A 25208-nucleotide genomic window follows, 5' to 3' on the forward strand; every position below is an offset into this window, starting at 1 on the left:
AATGTAATGGAATTGAAACTTTTATACCATAATAAAATTGAAAGATCCCTATTATTGGATAGTAATAATCGACTTGATGCAGAATTTTACACCAATGAAAATGTGTTGGCCATTGCCAAAGCGCTGTTGGGTAAAATACTGGTAACCCGGCTGGATGAGGTATTCACTGCAGCCCGCATTGTAGAAACAGAAGCCTATAATGGCATTACGGATAAAGCTTCCCATGCATTTGGCGACCGAAGAACCAACCGTACAGCAACCATGTATGGCAATGGCGGGTTGGCTTATGTTTACCTATGCTATGGCATTCATCATTTATTTAATGTGGTTACCAACACCACCGGCATACCACATGCGGTGTTGATTCGCGGCGCAGAGCCTGTTTATGGGATAGATATCATGCTGCAGAGAACCAAAAAACCTGCTTTGGATAATAGCCTTACCCGTGGCCCCGGCAACCTATCTAAAGCACTGGGTATTACCACCGCATTAGATAAAACCAGCCTTACCAGCCCAACCGTGTATATCATTAATGATGGATATACATACGCAACCGATAGGATTTTAACCAGCCCAAGAATAGGCGTAGATTATGCAGGGGAAGATGCTTTGTTGCCCTACCGCTTTTTTATTAAAGACAATCCTTATGTAAGTGGACAGGCACCGAAAACAAAGGTTCGGAAAAACATTATAACAAATCCATAGCTTGTTGTTGTATGCCGGCTATATCCTGTAATTGCATACATTTAAAATGGCCACGCGGACATTTCTTATACCCTATTTTACTACAGGGCCTGCAGGATAAATTATTTACTTCGGCAATCACACTTTTTACCGTTGCATTACCATAATAAGGCTGCATACCAAAGCCAGGCACCGTATTACCCCAAATAGAAATAATGCGTTTTTTAAATGCGGCGGCCACATGCATTAATCCGGTATCATGCGAAATGATGATTTTGGCCCGGCGTACTAAATCGGCACTTTGGTTTAGGTTAAACTTACCACAGGCATTATAGATTTTTATTGGGTCAACTGCTGTAATACTATCACCCATAGTTTTGTCTTCGGGGCCACCAAGTAAAATAATGGGGTGATTGATACCTGCACAAAGCGCTTTTAGTTTTTCTTCCGGTAATTGTTTGGTGCGCAGGGCTGCGCCAATTACCACCCCAATATAACCGGCCATATGGCTCATAGGCAAATCAGAAACGGCCACTACATCTTTTTCAGGAATAAAATAATCCAGTCCACGACCATCATTTGTTACGCCAAAGCTTTCTACAGTAGCCAGGTTACGGTCTACAATATGGGTATTGGGTAGTTTATTTATTTTAAGTGCCGTTAAAAGCCATTTTTCGTAATTCAATTTATTAAAGGAAAAATCCCGGGCTTGCTTTAATGCACGTTTTATTCGCCAGGTGCGCAGGTTGTGGTGCAGGTCTATTACTACATCAAATTGTTCTGCCTGCAAGTCGCCTAGCATCACAGTCCAATCGTCTGCCAACAGGTGTAGCTTATCTATATAGGGGTTGTGTTCCAGAATACCCCTATAGGACTTTTTTGTTAGAAAATGTACTTCTGCATCGGGTACCTGCTGTTTAAGGCAACGTATTACCGGCGTTGTAAGAACAATATCCCCAATAGAAGAAAAGCGAATTACCAAGAATTTCATACCACGAATTACCGTAATTGATTGCAAAAAATGTATAAAAAGTTTTCACGGGAAGGCAAAAAGGGATGTTTTACCTGGCTTGACTTGTTAGCATTCCACCCACTTAAAACCTAATTTGGCCATTGATTGTATGGCTGTTAAAAGCTGCCATATCATCCGCAGTACAAGTGTGCGACGCAAGTAAAGCCGCCAAAATACTATATTGCCGGGCCCAAAAATCTACTTCCTATTTTAGGTGTAGTAGCTGCACGTATTCTTACCTGCATAAAAAAACGCAACAGCAAAATGGCCGTTGCGTTTTTAGCGAAACTATATGGCCCTATGCCGGTTGTAGTGCTTCAATTTCGGCAAGGTTGGCAGTTAATTCTTCATTGGTAAAAAAGTGGTCGTTTAGTTTACCTTCAAAATAATCAGCATAGGCTTGCATATCTACAAAACCATGTCCGCATAAATTGAATAAAATGGTTTTGGCAACCCCTTCTTTTTTGGCTTGTTCTGCTTCGCGGATGACCTGCGCAATGCCATGGGTAGCTTCAGGTGCTGGGATGATACCCTCGGCACGGGCAAATTTTACACCGGCATCAAAGCATTCCAATTGTTGCAGGGCATTGGCTTCAATAAGCCCATCGCGTAGTAACTGGCTGCACAATACGCTGGCGCCATGGTAGCGTAAACCACCGGCATGTATACTTGCGGGCCTGAAATTATGACCTAGTGTATACATGGGCAATAAAGGGGTATAACCAGCAGTATCGCCAAAATCGTATTTAAATACGCCCTTGGTTAGTTTGGGGCAAGATGCAGGTTCAACGGCTATAAACCTTGTTTTTTTACCATTCACTATATTTTGACGTAAAAACGGAAATGAGATGCCTGCAAAATTACTTCCGCCGCCCAGTGGTGCAATTACAATATCGGGGTAGTCGCCTGCATATTCCAGTTGTTTAAGGCATTCCTGACCAATAATGGTTTGGTGCATAAGTACATGGTTTAATACCGACCCGAGAGAATACTTGGTATGTTCATCGCCCACAGCCCTTTCAATGGCTTCGGAGATGGCAATACCCAAACTGCCGGTTGAGGTAGGGTCGAGCGCCAAAATATCCCTGCCCGCCTGTGTGCGGTTGCTGGGCGATGCAAAAACCTCTGCGCCAAAAGTATTCATCATAAACTTGCGGTAAGGCTTTTGATCGTAACTAATACGCACCATATACACTTCACAACCCAAACCAAACTGCTGGCAGGCAAAGCTTAGGGCAGTACCCCATTGGCCGGCACCGGTTTCGGTAGTTAATCTTTTTACGCCAGCCTTCATATTATAATACGCCTGTGGCACGGCCGTATTGGGCTTATGCGAACCACTGGGGCTGGTACCTTCATATTTATAATAAATTTTAGCAGGAGTATCCAATAATTTTTCCAGGCCATAAGCACGCATCATGGGTGTTGGGCGCCAAATTTTATAAATATCCTGTACCTGATCAGGAATTTCAATAAAGCGTTCGGTACTTACTTCCTGCAATATCAAATCCATTGGAAAAATGGGCGATAAATCATCCGGACCAACCGGTTGTTTGGTGCCGGGATGCAATGGCGGCAAGGGTTTGTTGGGCATGTCTGCTACAATATTGTACCAGTGCGAAGGCATTTCAGATTCGTTCAAAAAAATTTTCTTTTGTGGCATGTTCGTTTGTTTGAAATAGATTAATTCATAAAAAACTGGATTTAAAAGGTAGTAATAAATAGCCTATTGGGGTAAAAAATTTTAGCATTTATTCATTTTGTTACCGGCACAGGTAATGCTTTGCAGCATCCGTTGTGTCACTCACTTGTACGGCAACAACATGTATCGGCTTAGATAGGTGATATTGCTATTGCTTTGTACCACCAAAAAACAAATTCCATAAAGCCCTGTTGTATTCTTTAACCCTTCCTTAACCGGCATTAATGATAAAGCAGGGGCAACACGGCTATTTTTGTAACACTAACAACATAATGGGGAAACTTTATTTTATATTCTTTTTTTTGTGTCTTGCCATAACCATAAAGGCACAACAGCCACCTGCCCAATTGCCATCGCTAATAAATGGAGAAAAAAATAATACCCCCGGCAAGCTAACGCCAGAAGCCATTATTAAAAAAAACATATTCATTAAAACCAGCCTTAGTAAACCTACTGTTTTTGTAGGCGAGCCGGTATTGGTTACCTATCAATTATACACGGCATTAAGCAGCCAGGGCAGGGTAAGTAAACAACCTTCATTTAATGGTTGCAGTGTAATAGAATTAACCAATGAAAAAGAAGAATTTGAAGAAATAATAAATGGCAAAAGGTTTCATGTTTTTACGGTGCGTAAAGTGCAGATAACCCCATTACAGGAAGGCAAATTGACGCTGGGCAATGTAACAGTAGAAAACATTGTACAGTTAACCGTTAATAATACGGTTAACAGCTATACTAGCAATATTAGCAATCAGCCATTTTCGGTCCAGGTAATTCCATTACCGGCCAATAATAAGCCAGCTGGATTTTCAGGTTTAATTGGCAATTATACCATTGCTGCCAGTGTAGATACGAACACTATACCTGTTGGAGAAAATATTTTATTACATGTAGATATTACCGGCACAGGCAATATTGGCCTGGCACATTTACCTGAGGTAAAATGGCCCGCCCATACCGAGCATTTTGATGCCACCGATTCTCAGCAGGTAAACCAGGATAATTTTCCGGTACAGGGTATTGCCAGTTTTGATATTCCCTTTATTGGTACGGCCACCGGTAATATAACCATACCAGCCATACCACTTTGTTTTTTTGACCCACTTACACAGCAATACAAAACAACAGTTTCCAATGCCATTACCATCCATGTTACAAAAGCCATTTCTCACGAAGAGCAAATGCAGGGCATCATTACAGAGGAAGTAAGCAATAGCAAATACCTGTGGATAGTTGCAGGCATCGGCATTACCGTACTAACTGCATTTAGCCTTAGCAGCCGGCGCAAACAAAAACAACAAAAGAAAATACCTGATACACCGGCTCCACAACCAATGCAAACCATAAAAATACCGGCAGCCATAACCGAGCAGCAATTAATGGCCGCATTACGACATATTAAAACAGCTAATAACAGCACAGCATTTTTTACAAAAGCCAAAAGCTTTATACTACTGGCAATGCAATATGTTACCGGAGATACTTCAACAGAGATGAGTTTACTGGTACAACAACTTAACAATCATAGCAGCACCAGAGATTTTGCCACTAGTTGTACCACCTTATACAATACCTGTAACGAGCAGCTATATGCTCCGGTAAATGACGAAGCCGTTGAAGTTGATTTATATGATGCGCTAAGCAAACTGGCGGCCCAATTTGTTGCTATAAAAACAGCCAGTACAAGTGAGTGACACAACAGGTGATGCCATAAAAACCTGGAGTCTGGAACATCCCTTATTTCATGGCGGCTAATTCTTTTTGCATTCTAAACATCTCATCGCGTAAACGGGCGGCTTCTATAAAATCAAGGTCACGTGCCGCTTTTTCCATTTGCTTTTTGGTTTGATTAACGGCCTTTTCCAACTGCGGTATAGTCTTATATGTCTCCTGTTCTTCGGCAGCGGCATTCACATTTCCATCTATTGGCAATGCATAGGGTTTGTTGGGGTCGTACCCTTTTATATCCAACACGGAAGTTTGTTTCATGATCTGCTCTATTGACTTAATAACCGTTTTAGGCGTAATACCATGTTTGATGTTATAGGCAACTTGCTTCTCCCTTCTGCGGCTGGTTTCATCAATGGTGCGCTGCATGCTTTCGGTCATTTTATCAGCATAAAAAATAACCAACCCATCTACGTTTCTGGCCGCACGGCCTGCGGTTTGGGTTAAAGAGCGTTCGTTACGCAAAAAGCCCTCTTTATCGGCATCCAATATGGCCACCAGCGATACTTCGGGAAGGTCTAAACCCTCCCGTAATAAGTTTACGCCTACCAGCACATCAATTTCGCCCAAACGCAGCTGGCGCAGTATTTCTATACGTTCCAGCGTATCTACATCGCTATGAATATATTTGGATTTGATATTAATACGATGCAGGTATTTATCCATTTCCTCGGCCATGCGTTTGGTAAGTGTGGTTACCAGTGTTCGGTGGCCCATTTTAACCCTTTTATCAATCTCATCCAGCAGGTCATCAATCTGATTTACGCTGGGCCTTATTTCAATGGGAGGATCCAGCAAACCGGTAGGACGCACCACCTGCTCTACCACTACGCCACCAGTATGCTCCAGTTCATAATCGCCGGGGGTGGCGCTAACAAATACGGTTTGGCCAATCATATTTTCAAATTCATGAAAATTTAACGGCCGGTTATCCATGGCACTGGGTAACCGAAACCCATAATCAACCAATACCATTTTACGACTTCTGTCACCGCCATACATACCTGCCACCTGTGGAATGGTTTGATGGCTTTCATCAATCATGCAAATAAAATCTTTGGGGAAATAATCCAGCAGGCAGAATGGCCTTGTGCCCGGCTTACGCCTGTCAAAAAAACGGGAATAGTTTTCAATGCCATTACAATATCCCAGTTCACGAATCATTTCAAGGTCATATTCTACGCGTTCTTTAATACGTTGTGCTTCAATAAATTTACCGACGGCTTTATAATACTCCACCTGCGCCATCATTTCGTCCTGAATTTCGTGTATTACATTTTGCAGCATATCCTTTGGTGCCACATATAAATTGGCAGGAAAAATGGCGGCATTTTCCATGGCGCCAATGCGTTTATTGGTTTGCACATCAATGCTTTCAATGCTTTCAATTTCATCGCCAAAAAACGTAATGCGGTAACCAAAATCTACATAAGGCAGGTTAATATCAATAGTATCGCCCTTAACCCTGAAAGTGCCACGTTTGAATTCTATTTGGGTGCGGTTATACAAAGCATTTACCAGGGAATGTAAAAATGCCTGGCGGGCAATTACCTGGCCTTTATGAATACGCACAATACCATTCTCAAACTCTGTAGGGTTACCCATACCATAAATACAGCTTACACTGGCTACCACAATAATATCGCGGCGGCCGCTTAGTAATTCGCTGGTGGCCTGCAAACGCAGCTTATCCAGCTCTTCATTTATGCTAAGGTCTTTTTCAATATAAGTATCACTAACGGGCATATAGGCTTCGGGCTGGTAATAATCGTAATAGCTTACAAAATACCCTACAGCATTATCCGGAAAAAACTGTTTAAACTCGCCATATAATTGCGCTACCAGGGTTTTATTATGGGTTAGTACCAAAGTAGGGCGTTGCGTATTGGCAATAACATTGGCCATGGTAAAAGTTTTACCACTGCCTGTAACACCCAGCAGGGTTTGAAACTTTTCCCCATCATTAATACCCTCGGTTAGCTGGCGAATAGCATCGGGCTGGTCGCCACTGGGCTCGTACAATTTATGTAGTGTAAATGGCATACCACGAAGTTAATAAGTAGAACCATAAAGCAAATGATAAAGATGTATGACTGGCGGCTTTTATAGCTGTAAATACAATACATTTTTGTTTACCGGCAGCAACGCATTGGGCAGCTGTACTTGCCACGCTCGGTTCGGGGTTCTGTTTTCATGGCGGCTACGGAAGAAAGACAAAATACAGGGTACCGCCTTTCAGTAATTGGGGAATACCAAGCAGTTTTACCTGAAATTTTAATTACCCGGCATTGACGCCATAATTGCTACAGTACAAGAGTGCGACGCAAGCGGTGCCACATTATTATTCATTTGTCCGGTTCAAAAAAACACTTATTACCATTACACGGGTAACAAGTATGTTACGGCTGCCGGCCAAAGGCGCTACCTTTGATTTGGGTAACAATAATTTTGTATAAATCCTGTTATTGATAAAACCAATTTTTGCAGCGCATACTACATATCATTTTTTTGCTGGCACTGGCTTTAAGCTGCGTAGAAACAAACGCACAGGTAGCTGGCTTGCGTAAAAAAAAGATTATTGCCAGGGGAATGGTATCAGTAGACACGTTGAGCATGGTGCCCGGCACTATTCAACTAGCAGCAGACAGCAGTGCCTATACAATCGATCTTGTAAATGCCCGCATTACCTGGCTGAAAGCTTTACCAACCGATAGTATTGTAATTGTTTACCGCGTATTTCCTTTTAAACTAAACGCTATAACCAAACGGTATAATTACGATAGTATTCGCAATAATTTTATAGCCACCCCTGCTTATACACCTAAACCCAATACTGGCACTAGCCTGTTTAATTTTGGCAAGCTAAACTATAATGGCAGCTTTGGCCGCAGCCTTAGTTTTGGAAATAGCCAGGATGCGGTATTTAACTCTCAATTTAATTTACAGCTCAATGGCTTTTTGGGCGATAGTATTGCCATTGCTGCTGCCATAACAGATAATAATATTCCCATACAACCTGATGGCACCACCCAGCAATTAAACGAGTTTGACCGGGTTTTACTGCAGTTTAGCAAAAAAACATGGGCTATTAATTTGGGCGATATTGACCTGCGCAGAAAAGATGCTTATTTTCTTAATTTTTATAAAAGATTACAAGGCGTAAGCTATGAGCAGCAATACCAGCTTGGCAAAAATAGCAACGGCAAAACATTGATGAGTGCAGCTGTTGCCAAAGGCAAATTTGCCCGTAATATATTTACTGGTGCCGAAGGTAATCAGGGGCCATACCGGCTGCAGGGCAATAATAACGAACTCTATTTTATTATACTGGCCGGCACCGAAAAAGTATTTGTTGATGGCATACAATTACAAAGAGGCGAAGACCAGGATTATGTGATTAATTATAATACCGCCGAAATTACTTTCACTCCAAAACAACTAATAACCAAAGACAAAAGGATACAGGTAGAATTTGAATATGCCGACCGAAATTTTTTAAACTCAATGTTGTATATAGCCAATGAAATAAATATTGGGAAACGGTTGCAGTTAAATATTAGTGCATATAATAATTCAGATGCAAAGAATTCTCCATTAAATCAAACGCTGGATAATGCACAAAAAAAATTCCTGTCAAATATTGGTGATAGTATACAACAAGCGTATTACCCATACGCTTCTATAGACTCGTTTTCTACAGGCAGGATATTGTATAAAAAAATAGATACTTTATATAATGGCCTGCACGATTCCATTTATGTGTACTCTACCGACAAGGACAATGCCCGCTATAATTTGTCATTTGCCGACGTGGGTGCTAATAAGGGTAATTATATTCCTTATTTTAATGCTGCCAATGGGCAGGTATTTCAATGGGTGGCGCCTGTAAACGGCGTGGCCCAGGGCAATTATGAGCCGGCTGCCTTTTTGGTTACCCCAAAAAAACAACAGGTATTTAGTATTGATGCCAATTATATACTCAATAAAAAAATGCTGGTAAAAGCGGCATTTGCAGGTAGCAACTATGATATAAATACTTTCTCGGGTAAAGACAAAAACAATAACCGTGGCATTGCCGGCAAACTAAATATAGAACGTACGGATAGCCTTACCACCCATTCCGGAAAACGCCTATTACTAAATACCAACGCAGGTTATGAATATGTAAACCAACGCTTTAAGCCCGTTGAAAGATTAAGACCGGTAGAATTTAGCCGCGACTGGGGCTTGCCCTTACTAACAAATGCAGCAGATGAGCAATTACCATCTTTGGGCATTGCATTAATGGATAGTAAAGGCAATAGCGTACAATACAAGTATAACAGCTATATACGCAGCGATGGTTTTAAAGGCACCCGAAATACCATTATACAAAATCAACAGCTTGGCAGTATACAACTAAGCAGTATGTTTAATTTAACCAACATAAATACCCCGCAGGATAAAGGATTTTATGTAAGGCCAACCATTAACATTAGTAAGGTATTAAACCATTTTTACCATTATACAATTGGCGCAACCTATGCTTTGGAGCATAATGAAATCAATAACAAAAAAACAGATAGCATTTCTGCTTTAAGTTTTGCATTTGAAAATATTACTGCCTATTTACGCTCTGATGCCAGCAAAGCCAACAGATGGTCTTTTAATTATTTTACCCGCAGCGATAAGCTGCCCTACGGAAAAGGTTTGCTGCAAAGCGACAGAAGCCAAAACTTTAACCTGCAGGCTGAGTTTTTAAAAAACCAACAACACCAGTTAAGGTTTAATGTCACTTACCGGCAGTTAAATATTATAAACAGCAATATCACCACTCAAAAAGCCGATAATAGCATTTTGGGCCGTGCTGAGTATCTGGTGAATGAATGGAATGGTTTTTTAAAAGGCAGTTTATTGTACGAGCTAGGGGCCGGCCAGGAACCTAAACGCAATTTCTCCTACATTGAAGTGCCTGCCGGGCAGGGGCAATATGCCTGGATTGATTATAATGCCGATGACATACCACAGTTAAACGAATTTGTATTGGCGCTGTTTGCAGATCAGGCTAAATATATACGTGTGTTTACACCCACCACTACGTATATAAAAGCCAATTATACCCAGTTCAATTATTCCATATCATTATTGCCAAAGGCTTTGGCAGCTACCATGCAACATGTAAAATGGAAAAACTTTATTACCCGTTTTATGCTGCAATCTTCATTGCAAACTTATACCAAACAAATAGCTGCGGGCAAGCCATTATTTAATCCATTTCAGGGCAATATTGCAGATAGTGCATTGCTTAATTTGAATTATATAGTTAACAATACGCTTTCCTTTAACCGATTTAGCACCAGATGGGGAATGGACATTACTAATCTTACCAACTATAATAAATCGTTGCTAACTTATGGTACTGAGTCAACACAGTTTAAAGAATGGGTGGGCAAGCTGCGTATCAACTTCTCAAAGGCATATACGTTTGAGCTAATACAAAAAACCGGCAATGTTAATCTATTTACACCTTCTTTTAAAAACCGCAATTACGAAATAAATACCCAAACCACAGAACCGCGTATTACCTATACTTCAGGCACTTTATTCAGGTTGCTGGCGGGTTACCAGTATATGCAAAAAACAAACAGTGTGGCATATGGAGGCGAAAAAGCAAGTATACATGCACTTAATCTGGAAACGCGGTATAACACATTTTCCAATACCAGTATTACGGGCAAATTTACGCTAAGCAATATCAATTTTACCGGGCAAACCAATACCACGGTAAGCTATATTATGCTGGATGCTTTGCTGCCGGGTAAAAATTATTTATGGAATATTTCACTCACCAAACGCCTCATCAATAATCTGGAATTTACCATGGAGTACGAAGGTCGCAAACCTGGCGAAGGCCGAACTATTAATATTGGCCGGGCCAGCATCAGGGCATTATTATAAAGCCGGTTTTTTATTAGCCAGACTGTATAAAGCAAATCAGGCTTTACTTGCGTCGCACTCTTGTACTGTAACAATATGGCAACAAAAGCTGCGCTAATAGAATTGGCTGTTTCGCCACAGATGCCATGAAAACAGCACCCCGAACCGATCCCCGAAATTATCGGGGTAAACTGCGGCAAGCGGCGATGCCAATGGATATAGCGATGACTACCTAAAAAATATTTTCTACAATTATTTTTCTGCCATGTCTATAAACGTTTTCTGGGCAGCCCATTTAGCCTGTAGTATTTTAAAATTGGCTATTGCCTCTTTAGCGGCAACAATGGTTTGCGATGTAGGTGGCATATCGCTCTCCTGCAAAATATTAAACAGTGTGCCACACACAGCTGCCGATTGCGCAAATCCGTTATGTTTTTCAAAATCGTTTAAGGTGGCCAGTAATTGCTTTTCCTTTTCAGTGCCTGCCACTGGAAGCAGTGCCTGTGTACTATGAATTTTTTTAAGTGCCTCTAAAGATTGTTTTAACGACTGATAACATTGCAAGGAAAGATCGTGTTGCAGCTGCAATTGCGCAATACTGGTTTTAACCCGGGGATCCATTTTAATGGTAAACTGCTGGGTAAAGCTTACACCATTTACAGTAAGTTTTACTGTATATACTCCGGGCATTACATAAGGCGCAGTTGGCACCGGTGAAGTGTTCTTAAATACTGCAGCTATAGGGTAAGATGCGGGTATATTCAATGGCTCGTATCGCATATCCCATAAAAAGCGGTGGGCGCCGGCACCTGCAGATAACAGTTGCTGCGGCCTTACCCAATACAATGGAATATTAACAGGCGGAATGGTATACAACGTATCGCTGCTGCTAAAGGTGCGAATCACATTTCCCTTTGCATCACTGATGGTTAACACAACGGGAGTAGTAGCAGCATCCTGTAAATAATAATCAATCATCGCACCATCCGGTGGATTTTGGCCGGCTGGCTCTTCCTGTGGAATTGGCGTATCGGTATTCATGTTCCAGCGAACGCGATAAGTGTTTTGCGGCTTATATAAAACGGCTTTTGCTTTGGCCAGGTTATTAGACAATTGCCTGAGCGGAGTAATATTATCCAATATCCAAAAACCGCGGCCATGAGTGCCTACCACCAGGTCATCGTCTTTAATTACCAGGTCGCGAATTGAGGTAGCTGGCATATTTATCCGTAGTGATTGCCAATGCTCTCCATCATCAAATGAAACATACACAGCCCTTTCGCTGCCAGCAAATAGAAGTCCGGGGCGTAATGGATCTTCTTTTACTGTATTAATGGGATCATTGGGCAACCCGGTTACAATTTCCTTCCAGGATATGCCGCCATCCATGGTTTTATAGATATGCGGTTGCATATCATCGCAACGAATTCTGTTAACTGCTGCATAAGCTATTTTCGTGTTGGTATGGCTGGCTTCTATCATTGATATTTTACTCCATGCAGTAATAGCTGGGGGTGTTACATTTTTCCAGCTTTTGCCACCATCTTTTGTTACCTGTATAAATCCATCATCCGTACCTGCCCAAATGGTATTGATATCTTTAAATGAAGGAGCAATGGTATATACCACTCCCCGGCGGGGCATTTTTTTCATTTCTTCCTTGGTATATACACCAACACTGGCAGGTATATCCCAGCTTTCCCGGGTAAGATCCGGACTAATTGTTTGCCAGCTATTACCGCCATCTTTTGTTTTAAAAATCACATTACCAGCAAAGTATAATACTGATGGATCGATAGGTGAAAACAATACGGGTGCTGTTCTTAGGAACCTGTATTTACCGCTGCGAACCGCTTCAGGTGCTATATTCTGGAATTGGCCTGTGCGTTTATCGTATTTGGTTATTTTGCCCCCATAAATAATGTCCGGATTTTTGGGATCTGCTGCCACATACCCATATTCTTCCACCGCTACGGGGTGCCATTCCCTAAAACTTATCTGTCCATCGTTACCGCGGCTGGCAATGCCTACAGAGCCACTCTCCTGCTGACCGCCATATACATTATAGGGGAATGCATTATCAGTACTTACATGGTAAAACTGAGCAGTGGGCTGGTTATACCAGGAAGAAAAAGTTTGTCCACCATTCACCGTAATAATAGCACCCTGATCTGCGGCTAACAAAATAATATCCGGGTTATTAGGATTGATCCAAATGCGGTGATAATCATCGCCGCCCGGAGCGCCACGAAATGCAGACCATTTATTGGCACCATCAACGGATTTCCATACCACCACATCGGCAGTATACACAATATCTTCGTTGGTGGGATCTACTTTTACTTCGGCAAAATCATCGCCACGACCCCAGAAACGTTCATCACTCGTCATTTTTTTCCAATGTTCGCCGGCATCATCACTACGGTAAATACCACCAAACTGGCCAGCGTCTACGGTAGCATATAATCGGTTGGTATTGGTGGGGGCGATGGTGAAACCAATTCTGCCTAAGCCTTGTTGCGGCGTAGGTAAACCTTCGATTAAATGCTTCCATGTATTACCACCATCTGTTGATTTGTACAGGCCACTTTCACTACCGCTCCAACGACCATTTTCCCAGGGGCCCTGACGTCCTGCCCATAAATCGGCATATACAATGGAGGGATTTTTGGGATCGATGGCAACTTGTACGGCACCTGTATTTTCATCTATATACAATACTTTTTCCCAGGTGTTGCCACCATTGGTGGTTCTAAATAATCCACGTTCTTTATTTGGGCCATATGGGTGGCCCAACACTGCTGCAAAAACACGATTTTCATTATTAGGGTCTATTGCCAGTCCGCCAATTTGCTGACCATCTTTTAACCCGGTGTTTACCCAGGTTTTACCCGCATCAGCAGATTTATATACGCCATCTCCTACTGAAAGGTCGGGGCGTTGGATGCCTTCCCCGCTGGCTACATACAGGATATTTGGATTTGATGGCGCTACTGCCACATCGCCGATAGAGCCTGTGGGCTGATCGTCGAAAACAGGAAACCAGGTACGGCCATAATCAGTTGTTTTCCATACGCCACCATTATTTACACCAATATAAAAAACATTGGGTTGTTGTGGCACACCTACAGCGCCAACAGTTCGTCCACCACGGAATGGGCCAATCATACGCCATTGCATGGCGTTGAATAAATCGGGAGAAAATTGCTGGGCGGTTGCTGTATAAAGCAACAAGAGCGATACAAAAATGCTGATTAAACGTTTCATGATAATTGCCATTATGAAATGGTAAGATACGGTTTATACCTGCACAAAAAAAGAATGGACTGTCGATTTGCAATAACTGTTTTGATGGCTGCATAGAATTACTACAGTACAAGAGTGCGACGCAAGTAAAGCCAGCCAAATGCTTCCATTGCCGGGCCCAAAAAAATAAGATTTAAGTGGTTGGCAATTAACTTTTACTGCAATAAAATTATCTATTTGGCTGAATAGACGCACAGCGCAATACTTGTTTTAGTGATTACTAAAATACAGGCTATCTGAGAAAGAAAAGACAGACGTTTTTACCTGCAAATTTGATTACTTTTATTCTGCTTGTCATAAAGTATTGCACCACAGCATACATGCAATGGTATTGCGAACAATTGTAACCATAATCAATCTTAGGTATGAAAAAAACATCTGGCCGCCGTTCCTTTTTAAAACATATGGGTATTGGCGGTATTGGCGCTGCATTGGTACCTGCTACCGCAGGTGCTGCTACTGAAATGGCCGATGCGCAGCAGGAGCTACAAAATGAATTTGTTGCCGGTGCAAGGGCCTATAATAGCGCCTATACCGGTGAATTTTTACAAAGAGTAGCATTTCCTATTGGCGGGTTAGGTGCTGGCATGTTTTGTATGGAGGGAACCGGATCTGTTTCGCATGTATCGGTACGTAATAAGCCCGAGATATTTAATGAGCCTGGTATGTTTGCCGCCATTTGCATTAAGGGCTTAACCAATGGTGCCAAACTATTGGAAGGGCCTGTACCCAACTGGAAAAAATTTGGATTAAGTAATGCCGGTAATGGATCTGAAGGCGCTACTACAGGATTACCCCGTTTTAGAAAAGCTGCGTTTAAAGTACAGTTTCCATTTGCTACATTGGATATTAGCGATACTGATTTACCACTGCAAGTACAGGTAAAAGGCTGGAGCCCTTTTATACCAACTGATGAAAACAATTCCAGCTTACCTGTTGGTGCAATGGAATATAAATTTACCAATACTGGCACCAAAACCATTGAGGCTGTTTTCTCGTTTAACGCCAAGAATTTTTTAAAGGTGGATGATGGGCTAAATAGTATACGTGCAATAGAAAACGGATTTATACTTTCTGAAGCCGGCACAAAAGAAAAACCTTTTAAATCGGAGTTTGCAATTTATACAAATGCGGAGCATACAGCGGTAGATTATTGCTGGTTTCGCGGCGGCTGGTGGGACCCACTTACCATGGCATGGAATACTGTAAAAAACGGCGAAGTAAAAACAAATACACCTGTAGAAAAAAATGCTCCAGGTGCTTCTATTTACGTCCCCTTTACCCTGGCCCCCGGCAGAGTAAAAACCATTAAAGTAATGATGGCCTGGTATACGCCTGACTCTGAACAAACCTATGGCGAAATGGGCCCCCGGAAAGAAAACTGCGACCCCAATACCGGTTGTTGCAATTCACCTTCGGATATAGCCATTGATAAATATGATAAGGATTTTAATGAAAAATTTTACAAACCCTGGTATAGCAGTCAGTTTGCGAATTTGGAAGCAGTTGCGGATTATTGGAAAAACAATTATGATGAGCTGCAAAAAAAATCCAGCCTGTTTACCAAGGCATTTTATGCCAGTACATTAGCACCCGAAGTAATAGAAGCAGTTGCCTCCAATCTCAGCATATTAAAATCACCCACCGTAATGCGTCAGTACGATGGGCGACTCTGGAGCTTTGAAGGATGTGGTGATAGCTGGGGCTGCTGCCATGGCTCCTGTACCCATGTGTGGAACTATGCGCAAGCCATTCCTCACCTGTTTCCTGCATTGGAGCGCAGCTTACGCCATACTGAGTTTTGTGAAAACCAAAACAAGGAAGGGCATCAGAATTTTAGGGCCACTTTGCCCATTGAACCTAATACACACGACTTTCATTCCGCCGCCGACGGGCAACTGGGTGGCATAATGAAAGCTTACCGGGAATGGCGCATAAGCGGCGATAATAACTGGCTGCAAAAAATGTATCCCATGATTAAAACCAGTATGGATTACTGTATCAATACCTGGGATCCGCGGCATAAAGGAGTTGTTGAAGAACCACACCACAATACCTACGACATAGAATTTTGGGGACCCGATGGTATGCATACCAGTTTTTATATTGGTGCCCTGCATGCCATGATTGCCATGGGCAGTTATTTAGGCCAAAATGTTGATCTATATAAACAACTGGCGAAAGAAGGTATCAACATGCTGGAAACCGCTTTATACGATGGCGAATATTTTATTCAACAAATAAAAGTAGAAGGGTTAAATGCACCCAACCCTGCCACCGCCAAATCCTTTGGCGGCGAATATTCCAAAGAAGCCAAAGAATTATTGGAAAAAGAAGGCCCGAAATACCAATATGGTAAAGGCTGCTTATCAGATGGCATTCTGGGTGCCTGGATTGCCGCCATGTGTGGCATTGAAACCGGTATGGACAGGAATAAAATAAAAAGCCATTTACTGGCGGTACACAAATACAACCTAAAACACAATCTTAGCGAACATGCCAATCCCCAACGGCCATCTTATGCCCTGGGAGATGAAGGTGGTTTACTGCTCTGTTCCTGGCCAAAAGGTGGCAAACTCTCTTTACCCTTTGTGTATAGCGATGAAGTGTGGACGGGTATCGAACACCAGGTGGCTTCACACCTGATGGCCACAGGTAATGTGCAACAGGGCCTGGATATTGTACGCACCTCCCGCAACCGGTACGATGGCCGCATCAGAAACCCGTTTAACGAGTACGAATGCGGGCATTGGTATGCACGTGCCCTATCCAGTTATGGCTACCTGCAGGCACTTACAGGTGTACGTTACGATGCGGTAGATAAAACCTTATACATCGCATCCAATATTGGCGATTTCACCAGCTTTCTTTCTACCGAAACAGGTTTTGGCACCGTAAGCTTAAAGGGCAAAATACCCACTGTACATATGGCTTATGGCACTATCGATATTCAGAAAGTATTTGTTTCAGGTAAGCCAGCCAGTTTGCCTGCCAAAGGCTAGCGATGGCAAGCAATAGTTTTACCTTAAAAAATAAGAAAGAAAATGTGGGAGCCAGCCTTTGTACAATAATGAAGCTTTACTTGCCACGCTCGGTTCGGGGTGCTGTTTTCATGGCAGCAAACAGCCCATAAAACAAATTCAAACAAAAAACCACTACATGAAAATAACTAACCATACAGTCGTATCATTACGTTATACCATGCAAAATAATCAGGGTGAAATTATAGAAAGCAATATAGCTTCCTCACCCATACAATACCTGCATGGTGCCGGCAGTATTTTACCCGCCCTGGAAACCGAATTAGACGGCGCAGAACCTGGTGCAGAAAAATCATTCACCATCCATCTGAATGACAATCAACCTTTTCAATTTGAAGTAATTATCGATGCCATCAGGCCAGCCACACAGCAGGAAATTCAACAAGGCAAACCGGCAAAACCAGTACAGGAAAATAATTGCGGCCCCAACTGCTGTTGTTAGTATACACAGCCGATAAACAAGTAATGCTATCCAAAATTTATCAAAGACAATAAAGTAACAGAAGAAGGTAATATTGCAAGGTTTTATAATGCGGTTCATTGCATTCTTTGTTATAGATTGCGTACAAGAAATACTGCCTGCATATGATTACCGGAAAAAATTTTATTGGCTACACAGCCTCTGCAAATACCAGCACTCCATTTTTATCTACCATACCAGGTAGCGGCAATACAGCTACCCCTTGTTCCTTTTACGAGGCAACAGCAGCAGAAATTAATGCAGCGGCAACACTTGCCGGGCAGGCATTTACTATTTATCGCCAAAAAAGTCCGGCACAAAAAATAGATTTTCTAGAAACCATAGCAGCCATTATAACAGCACAAAAAGACGAGCTGGTGGCCATGGCCATGCACGAAACTCACTTGCCCAAACCAAGACTGGACGGAGAAGTGCAACGCACCATTAACCAAATAAAATTATTCGCAGGCTTTTTACAGGAAGGCAGTTGGGTTAAAGCCATTATCGATACAGCACAACCCGACCGTGCACCACTGCCAAAACCAGATATCAGGCAAATGCAAATAGGTATTGGTCCGGTGGGGGTATTTGGTGCAAGCAATTTTCCCTTTGCATTTTCAGTGGCAGGTGGCGATACCATTTCGGCATTGGCTGCCGGTTGTACAGTAGTATGCAAAGCGCATCCCGGCCACCCGGCCACATCAGAAATGGTGGCTTCCATTATATTGGAAGCCGCCAAAACAACTGATATGCCCGATGGAGTGTTTTCCTTACTACAGGCAAGGCAAAACCAAGCCAGCATTCAACTGGTATCGCACCCGGCTATAAAAGCCATTGGCTTTACCGGATCGCTAACAGGTGGCAAGGCACTTTTTGATGCAGCAGCAAAAAGAGAAGAGCCCATTCCCGTTTATGCAGAAATGGGTAGTGTAAATCCCGTATTTATTTTGCCTGAAATAATACAACAGCAACCCGATACACTGGCAGCAAAACTGGCCGCATCCAACCTCTTAAGTGCTGGGCAATTTTGTACCAATCCGGGTATCATTGTTTCTATAGAGGGCCCGGCCACACACCAGTTTAGTCAACATTTTTCTCTATGCATACAAAATGCCGGGGCAGATGATATGCTTACCTCCGGCATTGCCAATAACTATTACAAACATATACAGCAATTACAGCAATCGCCACTTGTTACTGCACTTGCGCAAGGCAAAATAAATGATGGTGTATTGCAGGCTACGCCTTACCTATTTACTGTAAGTGCAAAAACTGCATTGGCACAACCAACACTTTTAGAGGAAGTTTTTGGCCCGTCCAGCATACATATTATGGCAGCTAACGAAGCCGAATTATATGCAGTTGCCACGCAATTAAGCGGGCAGCTTACTACCAGCCTTTGGGGTACCGAAACCGATTTGGCAGCCAATGCCCTTCTGGTGCAAATACTTGAATTAAAAGCGGGTCGCATTATTTTTAATAATGTACCAACAGGTGTAGAAGTTACACATGCTATGGTACATGGTGGTCCCTACCCGGCTACTACCGATAGCAAAACAACATCGGTGGGTACCAATGCCATTTACCGTTTTACCAGAGCTGTATGTTATCAAAACTGTCCGCAGCATTTATTGCCGCAGGCTCTACAAAATAACAACCAGCAACAGCTATGGCGGCTGGTGAACGGTGCTTATAGCAATGATTCAATAGAATAGATACATAAAACCTATTTGTAGCCGGGCATTTGTTGTACCATTAGGCTTTACTTGCCACGCTCGGTTCATCGTTCGGGTTTCATGGCATCTGTTAAAACAACAATGCATATATACTATAAACAGGTAGTATATTAAACATTTAAAACAGGCATTTGCCGACCTTTTTGCTAGAGCACAAGAGTGCGACGCAAGAGGCGATGCCAATAGTACCTGCTGCCGGGTACACCAATAATAAAAAGCAATTGCTGCTAAAAAAATATGAAATGCAATTACAAACTTTAAAAATTGATGCTGCTGATAATATTGAAGTAGCCCTTACGGGGCTACCCAAAGGCACGCTTATACAACAGGAAAATTATAGCTGTGTGTTGGCTGATGATATACCCGCCAAACACAAATTTGCCATAGCACCCATTGCAGCGGGCGACAATATTATTATGTACGGAGTTTTGGTAGGCAAGGCAACAAAACATATTGCACAAGGTGCTTTAATTAGTGTACACAATGTGGCGCATGCCGCCAATGGATTTGCATTACAGGAACGCCATACGCAGTGGCAAAAACCAGATGTTTCTAAATGGGCTAATGCCACATTTATGGGCTATCATCGTGCCGATGGTTTGGTGGGTACGGCCAACCACTGGTTAATTATTCCAATGGTTTTTTGTGAAAACAAAAATGTAGATGTATTACAGGAGGGATTATTAAAAGCACTTGGCTATACACCATCAAAATCGAAATATGAAAGTATAGTACAAAAAATGGTTCACCAATACAAGGCCGGACAAACAGCCGATGCGTTTTTGGAAACAACTGTTTTTGAAGAAGATAGTGCAGCAACAGTAGAGAAAGTATTTCCCAATGTAGATGGCATTAAAATATTGAATCATACCCTCGGTTGCGCAGGTACCAAAGATGATACAACTGCCCTATGTGGTTTACTGGCAGGCTATATTACGCATCCCAATGTTGCGGGTGCTACGGTATTAAGTCTGGGCTGCCAAAATGCACAGCTGGCCATACTGGAATCAGAAATAAATAAACGGGATAGCCATTTTTCTAAGCCCCTGTTTTTATTGGAGCAACAAAAAATTGGCAATGAACAAGCCATGTTGCAACTGGCTATTAAACAAACATTTGCCGGCTTAATAAAAGCAAATGAATGTACACGCAGTGCTGCCCCTTTAAGCAAATTATGTGTAGGGCTTGAATGTGGTGGCTCGGATGGGTTTTCGGGCATTTCGGCTAATCCGGCATTGGGTTATTTTTCTGATATGCTGGTAGCATTAAACGGAACGGTAATATTATCAGAGTTTCCTGAGTTGTGCGGGGTAGAACAAAATTTAAGCGACCGCTGCATTGATGATGCCACAGCAGAAAAGTTTATTCACCTGATGCATATTTACCACGAAAGGGCAAAAGCAGTGGGCTCCGGCTTTGATGCCAATCCTTCCGCAGGCAATATAAAAGATGGCCTGATAACAGATGCGATGAAAAGTGCCGGCGCTGCCAAAAAAGGCGGCACCTCGCCTGTTACTGACGTGCTGGATTACCCGTTAAAAGTAAGCCGGCCAGGGTTAAATTTATTGTGCACTCCCGGCAGTGATATTGAATCTACCACAGCAGAAGTGGGTGCCGGCGCCAACATTGTATTATTTACCACCGGTTTGGGCACGCCTACCGGCAACCCTATTACACCCGTTATAAAACTTAGCACCAGCACCACTTTATACGAAAAAATGAAAGATATCATTGATATTGATACTGGCACCATCATCAATGGCACCGAAACCGTAGCACTGGCCGCAGAAAGAATCCTGGAATATGTAATAAATGTAGCCAGCGGAACCTGCACAGCCAAAGCCGATGCACTAGGTCATGATGATTTTATACCCTGGAAAAGAGGTATTTCTCTATAAATAAAACAGCCATATGAACAGATACAAATTAGCCTGGGTATTTGCTGTAAGCATCACCATCGCCTGCAATACAGCCACTGAAAAAACAGCAATTACTGATAGTGCCGGCACTGCAGCTAAAGGCAGTTATGCCTACGATGCTGCTTTTTTAAAACAGCACACCAGCCAGGTTTTGGAACTTAGCAGTACTGATGGCAATAGCAAAATATTATTATCTGCCGATTATCAGGGCCGGGTAATGACAAGCACCGCAACGGGTGATACCGGCACCAGTTTTGGCTGGTTAAATTACGACCTGATTGCTGCCCCGGAAAAGAAAAAACAATTTAACCCTGTAGGAGGTGAAGAAAGGTTTTGGATGGGCCCCGAAGGTGGGCAATATTCCATTTATTTTAAAGGCGGCGACTCATTTAATATTGCCCACTGGCAGGTACCATCATTTATTGATACGGAAATGTATACAGTGGTAAAATCAGATAATAGCTCGGCCACTTTTTCAAAAACCGCCAGTATTACCAATTACAGCGGTACCCGTTTTGATATAGCCATAGAAAGAACAGTTAGGCTTTTATCAAAAGATCAGTTGGCCGCTACTTTACAAACAACCATTCCTGCCGGTGTGCAGTTTGTAGGCTTTGAAACCAATAATGCCATTACTAATACAGGTACTGCCGATTGGACAAAGGAAAAAGGCCTTTTATCAGTATGGTTGTTGGGCATGTTTACACCTACACCTGCCACTACGGTTATCATTCCTTTTTACCCCATACCAAATGCACGTAGTTTTATTACCGACAATTATTTTGGCACCATACCTACAGAAAGGTTACAGGTAAAAGACAGCATTTTATATTTTACCTGCGATGGTAAATTAAGAAGCAAAATTGGGCTATCGCCCTTTATTGCAAAACCCATTGCCGGTAGTTTCGATTTTCAAAAAAATGTATTAACCATTATATTGCCACAGGTAAATAAAAATGCAGATTATGTAAACAGCAAATGGGAAATGCAGCAAAACCCATACAAAGGCGATGTGATCAATTCATATAACGACGGCCCTTTGGCAGATGGCACCCAAATGGGGCCTTTTTACGAAGTAGAATCCTCATCACCTGCGCTTGCATTACAAAAGGGTGCAACAGGCACTTACAAGCAAACCACCTGCCATTTCATGGGCAATTATGATGTATTAAAACAACTCGCCAAACAATTACTGGGCGTAGATCTTGACACTATAAAAAAATAAGACCATGTATTTGTACAAAACTTCAAGGGGTAATATCCTTAAACAAGGCATCAATTATTTTCAGGTAAATGCCAATTGGGATGCACTTATTAATCAGCCCAACTTGCATCAATACCTGTTAGCACAAATAACTACGGCTGAAAAAATAAGCCCTGATCATGCCGAAAACAGCATCAATAATTTTTTACTGGCACCTATCGGTAGTCAGGAAGTTTGGGCCGCCGGCGTTACCTATTTGCGCAGCCGCGATGCCAGAATGGAGGAATCAGAAGATACTGGTGCGGCAGATTGCTACCAGCGTGTGTACGAAGCCGAAAGACCAGAGCTGTTTTTTAAATCCTTACCCCACCGCGTGGCAGCCCATAAAGAAAAAGTGTATATCCGTAAAGATTCTACCTGGAATGTTCCCGAACCCGAGCTAACGCTCTACATCAATGCACAAGGCAGTATACAAGCCTATACCATTGGCAACGACATGAGTTCAAGAAGTATTGAAGGCGAAAACCCACTCTATCTGCCACAGGCAAAAATGTACGAAAGGTCGGCCGCACTTGGTCCCTGCCTTTATGTGCCCGAAGCACCCATTGCAACCAATACCTGCATTCATATGAATATTTACCGCCACGCCGAAAAAATGTTTGACGACGCCACTACACTGGCACAAATGAAAAGATCGCTTACAGAACTTGCCGGCTGGCTATACAAAGAAATGAACTTTCCACATGGTTGCTTTTTAATGACGGGCACCTGCGTAGTGCCTCCCAACAATTTCACTTTGCATACAGATGATATTGTAAACATCAGCATCGATGGCATTGGCGTATTAACCAATACCATTGCCATAAAACAACCTTAATTTTTGTAAGCAGACATTTGTATTTCAATTAAACATCGTTGTGTCACTCACTTGTACTGTATATTTATAGCAGCAATATCAAAACCAATCTAATTACTTAAAACTTTAACGCTCAAGCATGCCAAAACCAAACCAGCAGGCAACCAGTAATACCGTTGCATTTGCATTAATTACAAGCTTATTTTTTCTCTGGGCTTTTTTACACAATATCAATCCCATACTTATTCCGCATTTAAAAAAAGCCTGTCAGCTTACTGATACTCAATCCTCGCTTATAGATACGGCTGTGTACTTTGGCTATTTCACTATTGCTTTACCAGCCGGCTGGTTTATGCATAAATACGGATATAAAAAAGGAATTTTAATTGGTTTATTATTATATGCCACCGGTGCTGCATTATTTATTCCGGCAGCATCTTCACGCAGTTACGAATTTTTTCTGTTTGCGCTTTTTATCAGCGCCAGCGGTGCTACTTTTCTTGAAACAGTGGCCAATCCTTATATCACCAAGTTGGGCGACAAATCCACCTCCGAACAACGGTTAAATTTTGCACAAAGCTTTAATGGTGTAGGCGCTTTTATTGCACCCATCATCGGCGGGCAATTTATATTATCAGGTATTGAACACACCCCGGCCGAAATGCAGCAAATGACATCCGAGCAATTCAATAGCTATCTCTCTTTTGAAGCAGGCACTATCAAAATACCCTACATGATTATTGCCGGTATAGTATTACTGGTAGCCATCCTGTTTGTATTTACCAAACTACCCGAAATAAAAGAAGAAGATGCTATAGACGATGGGCACGGGCATAAATCTTTTTCTGTAAAAGTATTTCGCCACAGCCATGTAAGCTGGGCAGTAATTGCCGAGTTTTTTTATGTAGGCGCGCAGGTAGGTGTGGGTAGTTTCTTTATCCGTTTCTCCCGCTATACCATGGACCTCCCGGAAAGAGAAGCCGCCTATTGGTGGGGCTTTGCCATGGTAGGTTTTATGCTGGGCCGTTTTGCTGGCACTTTCCTTATGAAATATATTAAGCCGCAAAAGCTATTGGCCGCATATGCCATCATCAATATTTTATTGTTAACAGTGGCGCTTACCACATCGGGCAGTATGGCTACTTATGCATTATTGCCGGTACCATTCTTTATGTCTATTATGTTCCCAACCATTTTTGCATTGGGCATAAAAGGCCTTGGTGAAGAAAGCAAAATTGCTTCATCATTCCTGGTAATGTCTATAGTAGGCGGTGGTATCATTCCATTTATTATGGGTAAAATATCCGATAGTACCAACAGTATACAATCGGCCTATATTGTGCCTTTGATCTGCTTTGCTTTTATATTTTACTTTGGCTGGAAAGCGCATAAAATAAAAGCTGTTGCATAAATTATTATTGCGTTTTTAGCATAGATATTTATTGACCCAACTGAATAGCCAAATGCAGCTTTACTTGCGTCGCACTCTTGTACGTTTAGCTCAGGGCTAAGCATAAGGATTGTAAAGTATTTGGTACACTTGCTATTCAGTTGATTTGCTCAATGGCATACCAACCGTACAAGAGTGCGACGCAAGTGCAGTTACATGCATATTCTATAGTCCGGCTACAACATATATTCATA

General features: G+C 42.2%; 14 protein-coding genes. 10 read left to right on the top strand and 4 right to left on the bottom strand.

What is annotated here, in order from left to right; all coding sequences use genetic code 11:
* Window positions 1–6 precede the first annotated feature (6 nt).
* Window positions 7–705, top strand: a complete 699-nt coding sequence (locus GD597_RS01135; protein WP_171605951.1) for a DNA-3-methyladenine glycosylase — start codon at window positions 7–9, stop codon at window positions 703–705.
* Here GD597_RS01135 and GD597_RS01140 read toward each other — a convergent pair.
* Window positions 689–1675 carry a glycosyltransferase family 9 protein gene (locus tag GD597_RS01140; RefSeq protein ID WP_171605952.1) on the bottom strand — a complete coding sequence of 329 codons (987 nt, stop codon included), beginning with the start codon at window positions 1673–1675 and terminating at the stop codon, window positions 689–691. The genes GD597_RS01135 and GD597_RS01140 overlap by 17 nt on opposite strands.
* Before the next feature lie 319 nt (window positions 1676–1994).
* Window positions 1995–3359: a TrpB-like pyridoxal phosphate-dependent enzyme gene (locus GD597_RS01145; protein ID WP_171605953.1), complete on the bottom strand. Its 1365-nt coding sequence runs from the start codon at window positions 3357–3359 to the stop codon at window positions 1995–1997.
* Between the two features lie 311 nt (window positions 3360–3670).
* Between GD597_RS01145 and GD597_RS01150 the strand changes: the two genes are divergently transcribed.
* Window positions 3671–5092, top strand: coding sequence for a BatD family protein (locus GD597_RS01150; RefSeq protein WP_171605954.1), 1422 nt, complete (start codon window positions 3671–3673; stop codon window positions 5090–5092).
* A gap of 43 nt (window positions 5093–5135) precedes the next feature.
* Here GD597_RS01150 and uvrB read toward each other — a convergent pair whose 3' ends face one another.
* The gene (gene uvrB, locus GD597_RS01155; RefSeq protein WP_171605955.1) at window positions 5136–7169 is read right to left on the bottom strand and encodes an excinuclease ABC subunit UvrB; all 2034 of its coding nucleotides are present in this window, start codon (window positions 7167–7169) and stop codon (window positions 5136–5138) included.
* Window positions 7170–7607: 438 nt separating this feature from the next.
* On the opposite strand from uvrB, the gene GD597_RS01160 reads away from it, so the two are divergent.
* On the top strand, window positions 7608–11063 hold the full coding sequence (locus GD597_RS01160; protein WP_235954143.1) for a hypothetical protein: 3456 nt from the start codon (window positions 7608–7610) through the stop codon (window positions 11061–11063).
* A 231-nt stretch (window positions 11064–11294) separates the two neighbouring features.
* Here GD597_RS01160 and GD597_RS01165 read toward each other — a convergent pair whose 3' ends face one another.
* The gene (locus tag GD597_RS01165) at window positions 11295–14309 is read right to left on the bottom strand and encodes a VPS10 domain-containing protein (RefSeq protein ID WP_171605956.1); all 3015 of its coding nucleotides are present in this window, start codon (window positions 14307–14309) and stop codon (window positions 11295–11297) included.
* 404 nt (window positions 14310–14713) lie between these two features.
* Between GD597_RS01165 and GD597_RS01170 the strand changes: the two genes are divergently transcribed.
* From GD597_RS01170 to fucP, 7 genes are all read left to right on the top strand, one after another.
* On the top strand, window positions 14714–17350 hold the full coding sequence (locus GD597_RS01170; RefSeq protein WP_171605957.1) for a GH116 family glycosyl hydrolase: 2637 nt from the start codon (window positions 14714–14716) through the stop codon (window positions 17348–17350).
* A 157-nt stretch (window positions 17351–17507) separates the two neighbouring features.
* Window positions 17508–17831, top strand: coding sequence for an FKBP-type peptidyl-prolyl cis-trans isomerase (locus GD597_RS01175; protein WP_171605958.1), 324 nt, complete (start codon window positions 17508–17510; stop codon window positions 17829–17831).
* A gap of 143 nt (window positions 17832–17974) precedes the next feature.
* Window positions 17975–19564: an aldehyde dehydrogenase (NADP(+)) gene (locus GD597_RS01180; protein WP_171605959.1), complete on the top strand. Its 1590-nt coding sequence runs from the start codon at window positions 17975–17977 to the stop codon at window positions 19562–19564.
* Between the two features lie 263 nt (window positions 19565–19827).
* Entirely contained in the window at window positions 19828–21483 is a 1656-nt protein-coding gene (locus GD597_RS01185) for a UxaA family hydrolase (protein ID WP_171605960.1), read from the top strand.
* Between the two features lie 13 nt (window positions 21484–21496).
* Window positions 21497–22729 carry a DUF6786 family protein gene (locus GD597_RS01190; protein WP_171605961.1) on the top strand — a complete coding sequence of 411 codons (1233 nt, stop codon included), beginning with the start codon at window positions 21497–21499 and terminating at the stop codon, window positions 22727–22729.
* A 4-nt stretch (window positions 22730–22733) separates the two neighbouring features.
* The gene (locus GD597_RS01195) at window positions 22734–23585 is read left to right on the top strand and encodes a fumarylacetoacetate hydrolase family protein (RefSeq protein ID WP_171605962.1); all 852 of its coding nucleotides are present in this window, start codon (window positions 22734–22736) and stop codon (window positions 23583–23585) included.
* A 118-nt stretch (window positions 23586–23703) separates the two neighbouring features.
* A complete protein-coding gene (fucP, locus tag GD597_RS01200; RefSeq protein ID WP_171605963.1) occupies window positions 23704–24975 on the top strand; it encodes an L-fucose:H+ symporter permease in 1272 nt (423 codons plus the stop codon).
* Window positions 24976–25208: the final 233 nt, after the last annotated feature.

The sequence above is a fragment of the Limnovirga soli genome, from assembly GCF_013106755.1.
GTDB lineage: Bacteria > Bacteroidota > Bacteroidia > Chitinophagales > Chitinophagaceae > Limnovirga > Limnovirga soli.

Coding starts and splice junctions, on each gene's coding strand:
- GD597_RS01135 (WP_171605951.1), top strand. CDS start 7: ATGGAATTGAAACTTTTATACCATAATAAAATTGAAAGATCCCTATTA.
- GD597_RS01140 (WP_171605952.1), bottom strand. CDS start 1,675: ATGAAATTCTTGGTAATTCGCTTTTCTTCTATTGGGGATATTGTTCTT.
- GD597_RS01145 (WP_171605953.1), bottom strand. CDS start 3,359: ATGCCACAAAAGAAAATTTTTTTGAACGAATCTGAAATGCCTTCGCAC.
- GD597_RS01150 (WP_171605954.1), top strand. CDS start 3,671: ATGGGGAAACTTTATTTTATATTCTTTTTTTTGTGTCTTGCCATAACC.
- uvrB (WP_171605955.1), bottom strand. CDS start 7,169: ATGCCATTTACACTACATAAATTGTACGAGCCCAGTGGCGACCAGCCC.
- GD597_RS01165 (WP_171605956.1), bottom strand. CDS start 14,309: ATGAAACGTTTAATCAGCATTTTTGTATCGCTCTTGTTGCTTTATACA.
- GD597_RS01170 (WP_171605957.1), top strand. CDS start 14,714: ATGAAAAAAACATCTGGCCGCCGTTCCTTTTTAAAACATATGGGTATT.
- GD597_RS01175 (WP_171605958.1), top strand. CDS start 17,508: ATGAAAATAACTAACCATACAGTCGTATCATTACGTTATACCATGCAA.
- GD597_RS01180 (WP_171605959.1), top strand. CDS start 17,975: ATGATTACCGGAAAAAATTTTATTGGCTACACAGCCTCTGCAAATACC.
- GD597_RS01185 (WP_171605960.1), top strand. CDS start 19,828: ATGCAATTACAAACTTTAAAAATTGATGCTGCTGATAATATTGAAGTA.
- GD597_RS01190 (WP_171605961.1), top strand. CDS start 21,497: ATGAACAGATACAAATTAGCCTGGGTATTTGCTGTAAGCATCACCATC.
- GD597_RS01195 (WP_171605962.1), top strand. CDS start 22,734: ATGTATTTGTACAAAACTTCAAGGGGTAATATCCTTAAACAAGGCATC.
- fucP (WP_171605963.1), top strand. CDS start 23,704: ATGCCAAAACCAAACCAGCAGGCAACCAGTAATACCGTTGCATTTGCA.